16 protein-coding genes are annotated in these 17181 nt (G+C 54.0%); 7 read left to right on the forward strand and 9 right to left on the reverse strand.

The window, feature by feature from the left end; all coding sequences use genetic code 11:
• Positions 1–12 precede the first annotated feature (12 nt).
• A complete protein-coding gene (locus G4551_RS10125; protein WP_003840879.1) occupies positions 13–1371 on the forward strand; it encodes an MFS transporter in 1359 nt (452 codons plus the stop codon).
• A 37-nt stretch (positions 1372–1408) separates the two neighbouring features.
• Here G4551_RS10125 and pncA read toward each other — a convergent pair whose 3' ends face one another.
• From pncA to sppA, 3 genes are read right to left on the reverse strand one after another with little or no spacing between them, the layout of a single operon-like run.
• Positions 1409–2047: a bifunctional nicotinamidase/pyrazinamidase gene (gene pncA, locus G4551_RS10130; protein WP_003840880.1), complete on the reverse strand. Its 639-nt coding sequence runs from the start codon at positions 2045–2047 to the stop codon at positions 1409–1411.
• A 14-nt stretch (positions 2048–2061) separates the two neighbouring features.
• The gene (gene ansA, locus G4551_RS10135) at positions 2062–3078 is read right to left on the reverse strand and encodes an asparaginase (RefSeq protein ID WP_003030673.1); all 1017 of its coding nucleotides are present in this window, start codon (positions 3076–3078) and stop codon (positions 2062–2064) included.
• A 55-nt stretch (positions 3079–3133) separates the two neighbouring features.
• Complete coding sequence (gene sppA, locus G4551_RS10140; RefSeq protein WP_003840881.1) at positions 3134–4990, reverse strand: signal peptide peptidase SppA; 1857 nt, start codon at positions 4988–4990, stop codon at positions 3134–3136.
• Positions 4991–5165: 175 nt separating this feature from the next.
• Between sppA and G4551_RS10145 the strand changes: the two genes are divergently transcribed.
• From G4551_RS10145 to G4551_RS10155, 3 genes are all read left to right on the forward strand, one after another.
• On the forward strand, positions 5166–5717 hold the full coding sequence (locus tag G4551_RS10145; RefSeq protein WP_003030670.1) for an NAD(P)H nitroreductase: 552 nt from the start codon (positions 5166–5168) through the stop codon (positions 5715–5717).
• Positions 5718–5833: 116 nt separating this feature from the next.
• Positions 5834–6877 (forward strand): selenide, water dikinase SelD, encoded by a 1044-nt coding sequence (gene selD / locus G4551_RS10150; protein WP_003840882.1) that lies wholly within the window; start codon positions 5834–5836, stop codon positions 6875–6877.
• 4 nt (positions 6878–6881) lie between these two features.
• Positions 6882–8828 carry a DNA topoisomerase III gene (locus tag G4551_RS10155; RefSeq protein WP_003030667.1) on the forward strand — a complete coding sequence of 649 codons (1947 nt, stop codon included), beginning with the start codon at positions 6882–6884 and terminating at the stop codon, positions 8826–8828.
• Positions 8829–8916: 88 nt separating this feature from the next.
• Here G4551_RS10155 and gdhA read toward each other — a convergent pair whose 3' ends face one another.
• Positions 8917–10260: an NADP-specific glutamate dehydrogenase gene (gdhA, locus tag G4551_RS10160; protein WP_003832501.1), complete on the reverse strand. Its 1344-nt coding sequence runs from the start codon at positions 10258–10260 to the stop codon at positions 8917–8919.
• A gap of 237 nt (positions 10261–10497) precedes the next feature.
• Here gdhA and G4551_RS10165 point away from each other — a divergent pair, with 237 nt between their 5' ends.
• Positions 10498–10773: a YnjH family protein gene (locus G4551_RS10165; RefSeq protein WP_003840883.1), complete on the forward strand. Its 276-nt coding sequence runs from the start codon at positions 10498–10500 to the stop codon at positions 10771–10773.
• Here G4551_RS10165 and G4551_RS10170 read toward each other — a convergent pair.
• Complete coding sequence (locus G4551_RS10170; protein ID WP_003840884.1) at positions 10733–11146, reverse strand: pyrimidine (deoxy)nucleoside triphosphate diphosphatase; 414 nt, start codon at positions 11144–11146, stop codon at positions 10733–10735. The genes G4551_RS10165 and G4551_RS10170 overlap by 41 nt on opposite strands.
• Positions 11147–11225: 79 nt before the next feature.
• Here G4551_RS10170 and G4551_RS10175 point away from each other — a divergent pair, with 79 nt between their 5' ends.
• Together G4551_RS10175 and G4551_RS10180 are read left to right on the forward strand one after the other, a co-directional pair.
• Complete coding sequence (locus G4551_RS10175) at positions 11226–11795, forward strand: carboxymuconolactone decarboxylase family protein (RefSeq protein WP_003840885.1); 570 nt, start codon at positions 11226–11228, stop codon at positions 11793–11795.
• Positions 11788–12411, forward strand: a complete 624-nt coding sequence (locus G4551_RS10180) for a CDP-alcohol phosphatidyltransferase family protein (protein ID WP_003840886.1) — start codon at positions 11788–11790, stop codon at positions 12409–12411. The genes G4551_RS10175 and G4551_RS10180 overlap by 8 nt, the downstream gene beginning before the upstream one ends.
• Before the next feature lie 44 nt (positions 12412–12455).
• On the opposite strand, the gene G4551_RS10185 is transcribed toward G4551_RS10180, so the two are convergent.
• From G4551_RS10185 to G4551_RS10200, 4 genes are all read right to left on the reverse strand, one after another.
• Complete coding sequence (locus G4551_RS10185) at positions 12456–13763, reverse strand: sulfurtransferase (protein ID WP_003840887.1); 1308 nt, start codon at positions 13761–13763, stop codon at positions 12456–12458.
• An 88-nt stretch (positions 13764–13851) separates the two neighbouring features.
• Positions 13852–14484: an ATP-binding cassette domain-containing protein gene (locus G4551_RS10190; RefSeq protein ID WP_003840888.1), complete on the reverse strand. Its 633-nt coding sequence runs from the start codon at positions 14482–14484 to the stop codon at positions 13852–13854.
• Positions 14484–16019: an ABC transporter permease family protein gene (locus tag G4551_RS10195; protein WP_003840889.1), complete on the reverse strand. Its 1536-nt coding sequence runs from the start codon at positions 16017–16019 to the stop codon at positions 14484–14486. The genes G4551_RS10190 and G4551_RS10195 overlap by 1 nt, the downstream gene beginning before the upstream one ends.
• Positions 15992–17161: an ABC transporter substrate-binding protein gene (locus G4551_RS10200; protein ID WP_003840890.1), complete on the reverse strand. Its 1170-nt coding sequence runs from the start codon at positions 17159–17161 to the stop codon at positions 15992–15994. The genes G4551_RS10195 and G4551_RS10200 overlap by 28 nt, the downstream gene beginning before the upstream one ends.
• Positions 17162–17181 lie beyond the last annotated feature (20 nt).

Here is a 17181-nt window from a genome sequence, read left to right on the forward strand (position 1 = left end):
TGAGGCATCCAGATGGAACAATGTGACCCTATCGGCGCAAGATTAGATCGCTTACCTTTATCTCGATTTCATTTTCGTATTTTCGGCATTATTAGTTTTAGTTTGTTAATAACCGGTTTTCTCAGCTATTCCGGGAATGTGGTATTAGCAAAATTAGTCAACACTGGCTGGTCAAACAATTATCTAAATGCCGCGTTTACCTCAGCGCTGATGTTCGGCTACTTTATCGGTTCACTAGCCGGCGGCTTTATTGGTGATTATCTCGGTCGACGCAAAGCGTTCCGTATCAATTTGTTAATCGTCGGGGCCTCAGCCTGCGCTGCAACGTTTGTGCCCAACATGTACTGGCTTATCTTCTTCCGCTGTCTGATGGGGATTGGAATGGGGGCGCTAATTATGGTGGGCTATGCCTCATTTACAGAATTCATTCCACCCGCGGTACGTGGGAAATGGTCTGCCCGTCTGTCATTTGTCGGCAACTGGGCACCAATGCTATCTGCGGCAATTGGCGTCGTGATCATTGCACTTTTAAGCTGGCGGGTGATGTTTCTGCTCGGTGGCATGGCAATGCTGTTGGCCTGGTATCTGTCAGGAAAATACTATATTGAATCCCCACGTTGGCTGGCTGGTAAAGGGAAGAGAAGCGAAGCTGAAAAACATCTTATGCAGGTTGAATCGCAAATTGAGCTAGAAAAAAACATCACTTTACCATCCTGCCGGAACGAATGCCCGTCGGCGGATTTAAGCACGGCAAGTGGTTCATTTTGGCTATTGTTTAAGGGGCCAATGTTGCGCTGTACACTGGTGGCGATCACGGTGCTTATCGCAATGAATATTTCGCTCTACACCATTACGGTATGGATCCCGACTATATTTGTTAATTCGGGAATCGATGTAACGAAATCCATATTTATGACTGCGATAATTATGATTGGCGCGCCAGTTGGGATATTTATTGCCGCGTTAATTATCGATCGCTTTCCACGGCGATTGTTTGGCTCATTCTTGTTGATTATTATCGCATTGCTCGGGTATTTCTATTCACTTCAAACTGAAGAGTGGGCCATTCTGAGCTACGGGCTGGTGATGATTTTTTTTCTGTATATGTATGTCTGCTTTGCCTCTGCAGTTTATGTCCCAGAACTATGGCCCACGCACCTAAGATTGAGAGGATCAGGTTTTGTTAATGCGGTGGGAAGGATTGTCGCTGTGTTTACGCCCTATGGCGTCGCTATTTTGTTGACCCGCTATGGCTCCGTTACGGTCTTTATCGTGTTAGGAGTAATGTTGGTTCTATGCGCGCTGATTCTTTTTTGTTTTGGCATCGAAACACGCAAAGTATCGCTGGAAGAGATTTCAGCGCTGGCCTGAGATAACGCGCCGACAGGAGTGACCCTGTCGGCATCGCTTACGGTTGGGTTTCCAGCCAGTCGTCCAACGTATACAGCGTTGCACCCGCCGCCGCCATTTCTATAAAGGCGTTTGCACTGTCCTGGGGTTGAATATTAACCCCACGGCAGCCGTCGGTAATAACGCTGACGGTGTAGCCAAGATCGAGCGCATCCAGTACGGTGAATTTAACGCAATAGTCGGTTGCCAGACCCATGATGATGAGCTCGGCAATGCGGCGTTCGAGTAACCATGCATTCAGCGCGGTAGCCTGACGACGACCGTTATCAAAAAACGCACTATAGCTGTCGACCAGCGGGTTCTCACCTTTAGTGAACGTTTGAGTTATCGCACGCTGGTTCAGCAGCGGATGCAGGGCTGCACCTGCGCTGTTTTGTACGCAATGATCGGGCCAGAATGTCTGCGCCAGTCCATCGAGTTGTCCCTGGCTGTAGGGCTCGACCTGATGCTGGCTGGCAAAACTGCCGTGATTAGCCGGGTGCCAGTCCAGACTGGCAACGACCATGTCGCCGCGTAAGGCACACCAGTCAATCAGACGGTTGGCAATATCGATTGTGCTGTCACCTTGTGGGACCGCGAGGGCACCACCGGCACAAAAGTCATTTTGTAAATCGACCAACAGTAAGGCTCGGGCCATGGGCATAGACTCCTTTAATCGTCAGGCGTGAGCTCACCACGCAGATTTTGCGTCATCGCTTCACGGATCGTCTGCGTATCCAGTCCCTGACTCAGCAAATAGTGCAGTTTGGTGAGTGTGGCTTCGACGGTCATATCCGCGCCGCCAATCACGCCAGCATGCGCCAGCGCATTGCCTGTCGCGTAGCCCCCCATGTTCACCTTGCCGGACATACACTGCGTAAGGTTCACCACCACAATGCCACGCGAACTCGCATCTTCAAGTTCTTTCAGGAACTCTTTATTCTGCGGCGCATTCCCCACGCCGTAGGAGCGCAAAATTAATGCTTTTACAGGTTGGCGCAGGAAGTTGCGTACTACATCAGCGGAGATCCCAGGATAAATGGTGACCACGCCAATCGGTTGCGGAGTGATAGGATGCACAATCAACTCACCTGTACCGTGAGGTGCGGGCGGAGTTCCCAGCCGACGAATGTGGATCCCGGCTTCCAGCAGTGGTGCAAGGTTGGGTGAGGCAAACGCGTCAAAACCATCAGCATGCGCTTTAGTGGTCCGGTTGCCGCGAAACAATCGATTGTTGAAAAACAGGGTAACTTCATTGATCGGGTAATTTGCTGCAACGTACAACGCATTCAGCAAATTGATTTGTCCGTCAGAACGTAGTTCTGCTAATGGGATTTGTGACCCTGTCACAATGACCGGCTTGCCCAGATTCTCCAGCATAAAAGAGAGTGCCGAAGCCGTAAACGCCATGGTGTCTGTGCCGTGCAGAATGACAAAACCATCGTAATCGTCGTAGTGCGCTTTAATGTCTTCCGCAATATGCTGCCAGTCTTCCGGCGTCATATCGGAGGAATCCATCAGCGGGGCGTATTCGTGGATGGTGAAGTCTGGCATCTCCGGACGGTGGAATTCAGGCATCAATGCCAGCTGGCGCTGGAGATGACCGGAAACGGGAATATAACCCTGTTCTGAGCGCTGCATACCAATGGTACCGCCGGTATAGGCAACGTAAATTGATTTTTTCTGCATGACTTTTCTTCTGTCTCAAAGAAAACCCCTCTTCATCCCGAAGAGGGGTCAATAGTTAGCGAACGTTGGCGCAGGTCAGGCAAAACGCATAGCGGTTTTGCGGATCGTTGAATGCGGCCAGCTTATCGCTTTCGGCTTTTACTGCACTGGCCGCAGAGGCCAGCGGTGGTGGGAGCATAGCCTGAATGGCGTCAGGTAGCATGGCACGAACGGAGCCTGACATGCTGTCCATCACCATATCAACGAATGTCGGTTCGTCCTGATAATACGCAATGTGCCATTGTTTCAGTTTGGCCAGCTCAGCCGCTTTCGCCACGGCGTCATCAAAATCACCCAGACTGTCTACCAGACCGTTGGCTTTTGCATCCTGTCCGGTCCAGACGTGGCCCTGCGCGATTTTGTCAATCTGCTCAGGTGTTGTTTTACGCGCATCTGCGACCAGCGTGATAAAACGCTTATAGCCGTTCTCGATGCTAAGTTGCATCATTTGCTGCACTTCTGGTGGTAACGCTTTGGTGATGGAGATATCCGCCAGTGGGGATGTCGCCACGCCGTCGGTGTGTACGCCAATGGAATCCAGACTGTTTTCCACGGTGTTGATCACGCCAAAGATGCCGATTGAACCGGTCAGCGTGCTGGGGTTCGCCACAATGTAGCTTGCTGGGGTGGAGATCCAGTACCCACCGGAGGCTGCCATGCCGCCCATGGACACCACAACCGGTTTACCCGCCGCTTTTGCCGCAGCCAGCTCAGCACGAATGACTTCGGAGGCACTGACGCTGCCGCCAGGGCTGTTCACGCGCAGAACAATTGCTTTCACTTTCGGATCAAGACGGGCTTCGCGGATCTGCGCGGCAGTCGTGTCACCGCCCACATTCCCAGGAGTTTCTTCACCGTCCATAATCGCGCCATTGGCGAAGATAACACCAATGCTGTCTCCAGTATCCGCTGGCGTTTTCAGTGAGTAATCGTAATAGCTGACAGCGCGATAATTTTTATCCGCTTTGCTCCAACCAAACTGTTTGGTCAGCATTTTTTCGACTTCGGCGCTGGAGGCCAGTGCATCCACCAGTTTGTTGTCGAGCGCATATTTCGCGGTATCACCATCGACTTTTGTCAAACCGTCCAGCATGGCCTGTGCGCCAGGGAACACCTGCTGAGCAGGGATCTGGCGATTGGCAGCAACCGTGTCGAGATAGTTCTGCCACAGCTCGCCGATCCAGCGGCTGTCAGCTTCACGCGCGGCAGGAGACATATCATCACGGATAAACGGTTCTACGGCAGACTTATAAGTCCCGACACGGAACACGTGTGTGGAAACTTTCAGCTTGTCGAGCAGGGATTTGTAGTACAAACCGTTGGTGGCAAAGCCGTGCAGATCAACGGAACCCTGTGGAGAAAGATAAATTTTATTGGCGAAACTGGCGAGGTAGTACTGCCCCTGGCTGAAGTTATCGCCTACGGCAAAGACCGGTTTGCCGCTGTCGCGGAATTCCCGCAGCGCTTTACCGATATACTGCATGGAAGGCTGGTCGGCCCCGGCAAAATTTTTCAGATCCATCACAATGCCGGTGATGTTGCGATCATCTTTTGCCTGGCGAATAGTATTCACGATATCGAACAGGGAGTTTTCCTGCAGGCGATCGGAACTGGCACCAAACAGCTGACGACCAATAACGCTTAAGCGACTGGTGCTCGACGGCTTATCGACAATCACCCCCGAGATATCCAGCAGCAGTGCGCCTCGCTCAGCGTGTTCACTGGTATTGCTGCTGCTGACCTGCATCCAGATACCCACGCCCACCAGCACCAAGAAGATGAAGAACAGGTTAAGCACAAATTCACGGACGAAATTAAGTAATCGCCATGTCCATTTAAAAAATCCGGCAATAAATCGCCACAGGGTTCGCATGTATTCTCCCTACCGATTAACAACACGCCATCCCGAAATCCCGGAGAAAGGCGATAAGATGAGGCTATCGTAATGACCAGACAGGCACTTGTCAGCAGGAATCACCGCCTGTGCTGTAACAAAATCCGCTCACGTGTTAATTTTGTGAACAAATCTCATTGTTGGAGTTAAGCAAATGGATGCACTCGAATTACTTATCACCCGTCGTAGCGCTTCTCGTCTTGTCGAGCCGGCCCCGGCCGGAGAGCAACTGCAAAACATTCTGCGGGCGGGAATGCGCGCACCGGACCATAAAACGCTGCAACCGTGGCAATTCTATGTCATTGAGGGTGAAGGGCGTGAACGCTTTAGCACCGTACTTGAGAAAGGCGCGATTGCCGCAGGTAGCGATGAGAAAGCTCAGGAAAAAGCGCGCAACGCACCGTTTCGCGCGCCGCTGATTATTACCGTGGTGGCGAAATGTGAAGAAAACGACAAGGTTCCTCTGTGGGAACAAGAAATGTCTGCCGGTTGTGCGGTGATGGCTATGCAGATGGCCGCAATTGCCCAGGGCTTTGGCGGTATCTGGCGCAGTGGTGCATTAACCGAAAGTGCGGTCGTACGTGAAGCATTCGACTGTCGCCCGCAAGATAAAATCGTCGGTTTCCTCTATCTGGGCACACCGCAGCTAAAAGCATCCACGACGATCAACCTTGCCGATCCGAGCGCATTCGTCCGTTATTTCTGATATCAACGGCAAAACTGTCTGGATTCTGAGCAAAGACACTCGAATTCAGACAGTCACTCTTACCACATCATGGAATGAGCGCTACCATATCCGGATTGCAATGACAGGAGATGTCCATGAGCGAGCAAGCTATTCGTTTAACGCAATACAGCCACGGAGCCGGTTGCGGTTGTAAAATTTCCCCAAAAGTGCTGGAAACCATCCTGCACAGCGAGCAGGCGAAGTTTGTTGATCCGAACTTACTGGTGGGTAATGAAACTCGCGACGACGCGGCCGTATACGATTTGGGAAACGGCACCAGCGTTATCAGCACCACCGATTTCTTTATGCCGATTGTCGATAATCCGTTTGATTTTGGCCGCATCGCCGCGACTAACGCCATCAGCGATATATTCGCTATGGGCGGCAAACCGATTATGGCAATTGCTATTCTGGGCTGGCCGCTGGATAAGCTGGCGCCGGAAATCGCCCGCGAAGTCACCGAAGGCGGACGTTTTGCCTGCCGTCAGGCGGGTATTGCGCTGGCGGGCGGCCACTCTATCGATGCCCCAGAGCCTATCTTTGGCCTTGCGGTAACCGGCGTTGTGCCGACCGAACGCGTGAAGAAAAACAGCACCGCAGAGGCAGGGTGTAAGTTATTCCTGACCAAGCCTCTGGGGATTGGCGTTCTGACGACAGCAGAGAAAAAATCACTACTGAAGGAAGAACACAAAGGACTGGCGACAGAAGTGATGTGTCGGATGAACATTGCCGGTGCGGCATTCGCCGATATCGACGGCGTGAAAGCCATGACCGACGTTACCGGTTTTGGTCTGCTGGGGCATCTGAGTGAAATGTGTCAGGGCGCAGGCGTTCAGGCGCAAATTATCTACCAGGATATTCCTAAGCTGCCTGGCGTTGAAGAATACATCGCGCAGGGTGCAGTACCCGGCGGTACCCAACGTAACTTTGCCAGCTACGGACACCTGATGGGTGAAATGCCGCAATCGGTACGCGATCTGTTGTGCGATCCGCAAACTTCCGGTGGCCTACTGCTGGCGGTAACGCCGGAAGCTGAAGCCGAAGTGAAAGCGGCAGCGGCGCAGTTCGGTATCGATCTCACCGCCATTGGTGAGTTAGTGGAAGCTCGTGGCGGTCGCGCCATGGTTGAGATTCGTTAACTCGATGCGGTTGTTTATTGCCGAAAAACCAAGTCTGGCGCGTGCTATCGCCGATGTGTTGCCAAAGCCGCATCGCAAAGGCGATGGTTTTATCGAATGCGGAAATGGACAAGTGGTGACCTGGTGTATTGGTCACCTGCTTGAACAGGCGCAGCCGGATGCCTACGACAGTCGTTATGCTCGCTGGAGCCTGGTCGATCTGCCGATTGTCCCGGAAAAGTGGCAACTGCAACCGCGCCCCTCGGTGACCAAACAGCTCAACGTCATTAAGCGCTTTTTGCATGAGGCCAGCGAAGTTATTCACGCCGGTGACCCCGATCGTGAAGGGCAACTGCTGGTGGATGAAGTGCTGGATTACCTGCAACTGGCGCCTGAAAAGCGCCAGAAGGTGCAGCGTTGCCTGATTAACGACCTCAACCCGCAGGCCGTTGAGCGGGCTATTGAGCGGCTGCGCGCCAACAGTGAGTTTATTCCGCTGTGCGTGTCGGCACTGGCGCGAGCGCGTGCGGACTGGTTGTACGGTATCAATATGACGCGCGCTTACACCATTCTCGGACGTAACGCAGGCTATCAGGGCGTACTTTCGGTCGGGCGCGTACAAACGCCGGTGCTCGGGCTGGTTGTGCGTCGTGATGAAGAGATTGAGAACTTCGTCGCCAAAGACTTCTTCGAAGTGAAAGCGCATATCGTAACGCCCGCCGATGAGCGGTTTACCGCTATCTGGCAGCCGAGCGAAGCGTGTGAGCCGTATCAGGATGAAGAAGGGCGCTTGCTGAATCGCACGCTGGCTGAACACGTGGTGAACCGAATTAACGGTCAACCGGCGATAGTCACCAGCTATAACGATAAACGGGAATCAGAATCCGCGCCGTTACCGTTCTCGCTGTCGGCGTTGCAGATTGAAGCGGCGAAGCGCTTCGGTTTAAGTGCGCAAAACGTTCTGGATATCTGCCAGAAGTTGTATGAAACCCATAAGTTGATTACCTATCCGCGTTCGGATAGCCGTTATCTGCCGGAAGAGCACTTTGCCGGACGTCATGCGGTACTGAACGCGATTAGCGTCCATGCACCGGATCTGCTCCCGCAACCGGCGGTCAATCCCGATACGCGAAATCGCTGTTGGGACGACAAAAAAGTGGATGCGCACCACGCCATCATTCCTACCGCGCGCAGTTCGTCCATCAATCTGAATGACAACGAAGCGAAAATTTACAACCTGATTGCCCGTCAGTATCTGATGCAATTTTGCGCAGATGCGGTATTCAGGAAGTGCGTTATTGAGCTGGATATTGCCAAAGGCAAGTTTGTCGCTAAAGCGCGTTTTCTGGCGGAAGCCGGATGGCGCACGCTGCTTGGCAATAAAGAGCGCGACGAAGATAATGACGGGACGCCGCTGCCGGTGGTGGCAAAAGATGACGAACTGCTGTGCGAAAAAGGTGAAGTGGTTGAACGTCAGACTCAACCACCACGTCACTTTACCGATGCCACGCTGCTGTCAGCGATGACCGGGATTGCGCGATTCGTGCAGGATAAAGATCTGAAAAAGATCCTGCGCGCAACGGATGGTTTAGGTACGGAAGCGACGCGCGCCGGTATTATCGAACTGCTGTTTAAGCGCGGGTTCCTGGTGAAAAAAGGGCGGTATATTCATTCGACCGACGCAGGAAAAGCGCTGTTCCACTCGTTGCCAGAAATGGCGACGCGCCCGGACATGACCGCGCACTGGGAATCTATACTGACCCAAATCAGCGAAAAGCAATGTCGCTATCAGGATTTCATGCAGCCGCTGGTGGGGACGCTGTATCAGCTTATCGATCAGGCGCGCAGCACACCGGTACGACGCTTTCGTGGAATTGCTGCACCTGGCGGCAGTGGTGGCGATAAGAAAAAGAGTGCGCCGCGTAAACGTCCGGCGAAAAAAAGCCCGCCATCTGAAGAGGCGGGTCTGTAAGTTTGTAGGCCTGATAAGCATAGCGCATCAGGCTTAGCCGGATACGGCACCCGTGCCTTATCCGGCCTACGGGCCTGCAGAGACAATATTAAATCACACCCTGACCCAACATCGCGTCGGCAACCTTTACGAAGCCTGCGATGTTGGCGCCACGTACGTAGTTGGTCTGCTTGCTTTCGCCGCCGTATTCAACGCAGGCATGGTGAATATCCAGCATGATGTGGTGCAGGCGCGCATCCACTTTCTCCGCTTTCCAGCCCAGACGAGCGGCGTTTTGCGCCATTTCCAGACCGGATGTCGCTACACCACCGGCGTTAGCGGCTTTACCCGGTGCGAACAGTACACCTGCCTCGAGGAACAGATCGGTGGCCTCGATAGTGGTCGGCATGTTTGCCCCTTCGGCGACAGCTTTCACGCCGTTGGCGATCAATACGCGTGCTGCATCGACATCCAGCTCATTCTGCGTGGCACACGGCAGGGCGATATCGACCGGAACCGACCACGGCTGTTTGCCTTCCAGATAGGTCAGGCCAAATTCACGGGCATAATCTGCTACACGACCGTCGCGGCTGTCTTTGATTGCGCACAGGCGCGCCAGTTTTTCTTTGGTAAATCCACTTTCGTCAACTACGGTACCGCTGGAATCGGAGGCGGTAACCACCCGCGCGCCAAACTCCATGGCTTTCTCAATGGCGAATTGCGCCACGTTACCGGAGCCAGAAACCGCCACGCGCATGCCTTCAAAGCCCAGACCATGGCGTTTGAGCATCGCTTCGGTGAAATACACCAGACCGTAGCCGGTGGCTTCCGGGCGGATTAGGCTACCGCCGAAAGAGAGACCTTTACCGGTAAAGACGCAGGCGCTGTTATTGGAGAGTTTTTTCATCATCCCGGCCATAAAGCCGACTTCACGGCCGCCCACACCGATATCGCCCGCCGGAACGTCGGTATCGGGACCTAAATGGCGGAACAGTTCGGTCATCAGCGCCTGGCAGAAACGCATGATTTCGCCTTCGCTTTTCCCTTTCGGATCGAAATCGCTCCCGCCTTTACCCCCGCCCATTGGCAGGGTGGTGAGGGCATTTTTAAACGTCTGCTCGAAGCCAAGGAATTTCAGGATCGACAGGTTCACGGAAGGGTGGAAACGCATACCGCCTTTGTATGGGCCAATGGCAGAGCTAAACTGCACGCGCCATGCGCGGTTGACCTGCACCTGATTGCGATCGTCCAGCCATACTACGCGGAACTGGATCACGCGCTCCGGTTCAACCAGACGTTCCAGCAATGACATCTGGCGATAACGCGGGTTTTGCTCAAGGAAAGGCCACAGCGTGGTCATTACCTCACGAACGGCTTGCGCGAACTCGGTTTGATTCGGGTCGCGCTTTTGCACATGGTTAAGGAATGACTCCAGAGAACATGTCTGATCCATAGATATAAGAACCTCTTATGTATTGATATGGTTATATTTTTGATTTTTGTGTTAAGTGTTGTGCAGTTTTTGACTATACCATCAGCACTGTGACGCGACGCAAGAAAAAATTAACCCCGCTAAGTAAATTAATATTGCGTCGTGGGTCATAACCAAAAACGATGATCGAAGAGGCTAAAGTTTCTGCCGATTTATACCGTTATACTGAGCATAATTGTCAGTTAAAAAGGAAAGAGTATGCGCCGTTTAATCGTGGCAGGCGTGTTGGCCCTGGTGTCCAGCGCGACGCTGGCAAATCAGCCTTATCGCCCGGATGTGCAGGTTAACGTACCGCCGGAAGTGTTCAGTTCCAGCGGTCAGCGGGCGCAGCCCTGTAGCCAGTGCTGTATTTATCAGGATCAAAACTATTCAGAAGGGGCAGTGATTAAAGCTGACGGCGTCTTGCTTCAGTGCCAACGCGATGAGAAAACGATCAGCACAAATCCGCTTGTCTGGCGTCGCGTAAAAGAATAAACGCTTCCAGTAGTGGAATATCGGCAGGCGCCAGCGGATAACGCAGCGCCTCTTCGGGTGAACACCAGACGATATCCTGATGTTCATACGCCTTCAGTTCCCCCTGATATGACGGTACATGCCAGGCATGTAAGTGAATCAGTCGGCCCGAAACCTCGCGTTGATGGCTGGCAATGTAGCGCCCCACGACTGCCTCAATGCCCAACTCTTCACGCAGTTCACGGAACAGCGCCTCGGGCTGACTTTCGCCCGATTCAACCTTACCGCCGGCAAACTCCCACATGCCTGACTGATCCGCATGTAGCGGACGCTGAGCCAGTAAAATTTTGCCATCACGTTCAATGATAGCGGCGACCACGTCGAGGGTTTTCATTATATTCATCAAGATCTAACAGCAGAAAATGACATACTATCGTTATCTTTGTTTTATCTAAAGTATTCAGGAGCCACCGTTGAACGAACCTCAGTCGTGGGTAAAGCCGTTAACGCGTATCCCTTCCAGTCTAAAACCGCTCGTTGCTACGCAGAAAAAACATTATGGCGATGTGCTGCATCCCACGCGCTGGTGGGGGCGGATGCCGTTTCTGTTCTGGCTGGTGGCGCTGTTTGTCGGGTTTCTGGAGCGTAAAAAGGCGCGTTTAACGCCGGTGATGCGCGCGCTGTTGATGACCCGCGTTTCTCAGGTGTGCCACTGCGCTTTCTGCGTTGATGCCAACAGTTTACGGTTGGCTGAACGCTGTGGCGCGCTGGATAAAGTCTTACAGGTTGCCAACTGGCAAGAATCGGCGTTATTTAGCGCAGAAGAGCGAGTTGCGCTGGCCTATGCCGATGCGGTGACCGCAACGCCCCCACAGGTTGACGATGCGCTGAAAGCGCAGGTGAAGCAGCATTTTACCGATGATGCCATTACGGAAATGACCGCGTTGATTGCGTTTCAAAATCTCTCGGCGCGTTTTAATGCTGCTCTCGATATTCCTTCCCAGGGGCTGTGCGACAGCTTTAAAGGATGCCCGCATGCTTGATCGTCATATTCATCCGCGATTAAAACCGATTTTGCATCGCTGCGTAAGCATTATTGATAAACCGGCGATTACCCCGGACGGGCTTACGCTGGTCGGTTTTGCCATTGGCGTGTTGGCCTTGCCATTTCTGGCGTTAGGCTGGTATCTGGCAGCGCTGGTGGCCATTGTGCTCAATCGGCTTTTTGATGGGTTGGATGGGGCGCTGGCGCGGCGCAGAGGGCTAACCGACGCAGGCGGATTTCTTGATATCTCGCTCGATTTTCTGTTTTACGCCTTAGTGCCATTCGGTTTTATGCTCGCCGATCCGGCGGCTAACTCGCTGGCTGGCGGCTGGCTGCTGTTCGCCTTTATGGGAACCGGCAGCAGCTTTCTGGCCTTTGCCGCGCTGGCGGCGAAACATCAAATTGATAACCCGGGCTACGCGCATAAATCGTTTTATTATCTGGGGGGACTGACCGAAGGTACTGAGACGATTTTGCTATTTGTGTTGGGTTGTCTGTTCCCGGAATATTTTGCCGTGATGGCGTGGGTCTTTGGCGCGCTGTGCTGGATGACGACATTTACCCGGATCTGGAGCGGATACCTGACACTGAAAGCGGTCCAGCGTCAGGCGTAGCGTATTGCGTTGCCGGATACGCTTATCCGGCAATAATGACAATCTTACTTACTGGCGTCCGGGCCCCGTTCACCGCTGGCAACCGGATTTTTTGGATTGCTGCTCCACTCATACCAGCCGCCGTCGTAGACGGAGACGTTTTTCCAGCCCATCGCGCGGGCATACATAAACGTTTCTGAAGCGCGCCAGCCGGTACCGCAATAGAAAGAGACCTGTTGATTCGGCAGGATATTCCATTGCTTCCACATGGCGGCGATGTCATCCGCGCTGCGCATGGTGCCATCCGGGTTATGAAAATCTTCCATATGCGTGGAGTCGCTGCCTGCGTGGCCCCAACGTGCACCTGCAATCTCACCTTTTGGCTTAATGTAGCTATAGCCGCTGGTGGTACCGACAAATTCTGGCCATGAACGAATGCTCACCAAAGACGCATCCTGGCGATGCAGCAGACCGCGAGCCTGTTCCATATCGAGCATCAGCTGCGGCTGGGCAGGGATTTTCACGCCGAAATCAGGTTCTGGTTTCACCGTTGGCGGAGTGCCGCGTTCGACCGGTAAACCTGAGTCGGACCAGGTTTGCCAACCGCCGTCGAGAAGACGAACATCTTTCACGCCTGCATACAGCATAATTTGCGCCACGCGAGCGGCGGCATAGACATCGCGACCGTATAAAATCACCGTGGTGTCGTGGCGGATACCGTGTTTCGCCAGCATCGCTTTGAGCTGCGCGTCGGAAACTTTATTCCACAGCGGTTCGCTTTCAACTTCGTTGGTATCAATGTAGCCCGCACCAGGGATGTGGCTGAGCAGATACAACTTCGGCGCGCCCCAGGCGGCCTCAATCACTTTCCAGTCACCCGCCGGTTTAGCGGTTACGTTTTTACCCTGCTGCAGGTCGTGCAGCCACTGCGGGTACACCAGCTGTTCGAAGTGCGGCAGACGTTGCAGGCGGGCTGGGTCCGTAAGCGCATCGCTGAGGGTGGAGATATGGTTAACGCCAACTTTTTGCAGGCGGGCTTTGACAGCCTGTATGTCGTTATCGCTACCATACAGCGCTACTGGCGCATCAGTTTTCAACTGATGTGACTGAACCCAGGCGCTGAGTTGTTCATCATTCATCTTGTCGAGCCAGGCGGCAGACAGGTTCAGTGCGGAAGGTTCGTGTCCTGAAGGACCATTAAGCGACTGCGGCCAGCCGTTGTAAAAAGCGCTCTGACGGGTATCGATCGCCGCGCCTTGCTTTTGCTGTAACTGGTCGAGGGTGAGCGTCTGTGCTGTTTCAGTAGCCCAGGAAGAAGCGCAAGCGAGCCCTAAAGCCAGTGCCAGCGCGGTCATTTGAGAAACACGTTTCATCGAATAGCCCGACGTTGAAAAAAAGAGGACGACATTCTGTGCCGCCGGTTAAGTAAAAACCTTGCGTTAACGCAGCATATCGCCACATTCACGCCCAGTTTTCCATCTGAAGTACGCGGCCTGCAGGCGGAATGTCCTGCGCGTCATGGGTCACCTGTACTACCGGGATCCCTAGCTTACGCACCTCGGTGAAGACCCATTGGCGAAAGGTGTCGCGTAGCGACGCATCCAGCCGACTAAAGGGTTCATCAAGTAACAGTGCCTGGGGCTGCGCCAGTAGCGCGCGGAGCAGGGCGACACGCGAGCGTTGTCCGCCGGAGAGCGACGCCGGATCGCGCGAATAAAAACCGGCCAGGTCAGCGCGTGCGAGAGCACTTTCCACCGCATGGCGTCTGGCGGGACCCTGCAGGCTGGCAGGTAGGGCCAGCAGTAAATTCTGCCCAACGCTGAAATGGTCAAACAACAACGCATCCTGGAACAGAATGCCAATCTGGCGCTGCGCCGTAGGCAGCGCGTCAACGCGTCGTTCGTTGAGCCACAGCTCGCCTGATGCCTGAAACTGAGGCGACAACGCCCCGACCATCCACGAAAACAACGAAGACTTTCCGCTGCCGGAAGACCCCATAATCGTGACAATGTCACTTTTGTCCACCTGAAAGGTAACGTTCTTCAGCAGCGCAGTCGCACCCTGGTACAACGAAACGTTTTGCACAATGAGCATTAGCGGAGTCCTTGTCGAAAGCGGCCAATCCACGCGGCGAGAATGGCTGCGAGTGCGAAAACGAGCAGTGGTAGAAGAAGCTGCCACAACGCTTGTGTTGCCAGAATCTCGCTGCTACCGCCGCTGCTTAATGCCACCGCTTCAGTGGTTAGCGTGGGATAGCGTCCGGCACCTAGCCACAGCGTCGGCATATACTGGGCGATACTGACCGAGAAGCCAACCGCGAAGGCAATCAATGCCGGGCGCACCAGCTGCGGGCATTTCACCAGCCAGAATATCCGCCCCTGCGACCAGCCCAGCGTTTGTGCAATCAAAATTAATCGCGGGTCAATGCGCTGCCAGGCCGGTTTAAGCACAAATAGCATCCAGGGCATCACCCACAGCAGGTGGCCCCAGATAATGGTCGTCATCAGTCCATCCTGTCCGGCATATAACGCCAGCAGATATTGTCCGGTTACCAGTGGTAGCGCAGGCAAAATGAGCGGTAGCCAGACCCAGCGGTGCCCGGTTTGTGGACCCCATTCCAGCCAGACAAAAAGTATCAGTAGCGCTAACACGCTGGAAAGGAGCCCTAGCTGCAGGCTATTGCTGAGCGCCTCGTAGTTTAGCGAGGAATAGCTGGCGATAAGCGCCAGTACAAGCGCGCATACCACACCGCTGACGGGCAAGATCTGTACCAGCGGGCGTGCGATTGTAATAGGTGAAAAATGCAGGCGTTCACCATTTACTGCCGGGATAGTACGTCGCCAGGCGCGCCACAACAGATAACTCACCAGCGCGATAATGAGGAGTAACAGCACCAGCAACAGGCTGGCGAGTGCGCCTTTCGCCTGCTGTTCGACATCGCCCTGACTGAGCCATTGCCAGCTCAATACGGCCAGTGTTGGCGGATTTCCGGGGCCGAGGACGATTGCCACATCCACAACGGAGAGTGACCAGGCAACAATCGCCAGCATAGCTTTGCCTAATGCCGGGCCGATAGCGGGCAGTACCAGCCAGTTCAGGCATTGCAGTCGGCTGTAACCCAGCGAATCCAGCACGATAACCTGCTGCGAAAGTTGTTTTTCACTCAGTAGAGCCGAGAGGATCCATAACAAAAAAGCGCTCTCTTTCACCGCCAGCGTCACGCCAAGCCCAATGCCGTAACGGTCTGGCTGTGGGCTGAGGAACGGAAGCCATTGCCAGATTTTACCGCCTTCGGCAAAAACCAACAGCACGCTGGTGGCGAAGGCAACATGCGGGATCGCCAGCAGCCACGGAAGACGGGTGCTTAGTCGCGCCCAGCCTGCACCGGGCCATAAAGCGAGGATCGCCAGCAGCGCGATGATTAGTGCGCCGCCGGCAGCCAGTCCTGTGGAAACAAGCGTCGCCAGTAACGCCTGCGGAAGTTGAGGGTCGGCAAAGAGAGCCAGCCAATGGGTTAGGCTAAGGGCTGGCGCTATCAGAGAGAAAGCCGCTGGCACCAACGGCAGATAAACTGCCGCCATGATGGCCCAGAGTAGCAAAATTAATGCGTACCGTAGCGGCGTAGCCATTCTTGTTCCAGAGCGTTTACCCAGGCAGCATGCGGTTCCGGCAGAACGACAGGGAGTCCTTGTGGGATCCGTGCCAGCAGCGCATCACGCTGTTCGACAGGTAATTTTTGTGGATCAAGCACCGAAGGATCTCCCCAGACAGTTGAGTCGGCTTTACGCAGTTGTGCTTCGGGCGAAAGCAGGAAGTTTGCCACGACTTTTGCTCCGGCGCTGGCGCGGGCATTCGCCGGAATGGCAACAAAGTGCACGTTGCCGAGCATGCCCTGTGAGAAACCAAAACTGTAGCTGCTTTTAGGCAATTCGCCGCTGACTACTTTTTGCTGCGCGTGGGCAGGGTTAAAGGTCAATGACAAACGCAGGGTGCCGCTATTGAGCAGTACATCCATTCGTGCTGGCGTGGGCGGAAAATCTTTGCCTTCACGCCAAAGTACAGGGTGCAAGGTATCAAGATAATGCCACAATGGCGCGGTAACGTCGGCGAATGTCGCTGTATCAGGCGCGATTTTAAGTGCTTGTGATTTGGTGGTGAGCGAAATTAACAACTGTTCCAGAAACGCCGTGCCGGTAAAGTCTGGCGGGCGCGGATAGGTCACCGTGCCAGGGTGCGCCTGCGCAAATTCAAGCAATGCCTGCGGAGATTGCGGCGGCTGTGCGGTGAGATCGCGCCGGGCAATAAAGGTGAGTTGGGCACCGCCCCACGGTGATTCAGCCCCCTCCGTTGGAACGGAGAAATCTTCGGTCACCGGTTTCTGGGTATCAACATAGCGCCAGTTAGGCAGCGTTTGCGCCCACTGAGTTTGCAGAAGCCCGGCTTCTTTCAGGGTGCGGAAGTTTTCGCCGTTAACCCACAATAAATCGACAGAACCCCCGGTTTTTCGCCCGGATGCTGCTTCTGTCTGGATACGTTTTACCGCGTCGGCGGCATCTGCGAGACGTACGATTTTCAGGTTAATTGCATAGTGCGTTTTCATCTCGCCGCTAACCCAATCGAGATACTGGTTAACTGCATTGTCGCCACCCCAGGCGTTGAACCACACCGTCTGACCGCGGGCATCATTTTTGATTTGTTGCCAGCCGTCGTCCTGGGCAAACGTCGCCAGCGGACAGAGCATTAAACTCAGGCACAATAAGCAGTAACGCATAGTATCTCCATGGCTAAAAA

The organism is Citrobacter freundii ATCC 8090 = MTCC 1658 = NBRC 12681, assembly GCF_011064845.1.
Lineage (GTDB): Bacteria > Pseudomonadota > Gammaproteobacteria > Enterobacterales > Enterobacteriaceae > Citrobacter > Citrobacter freundii.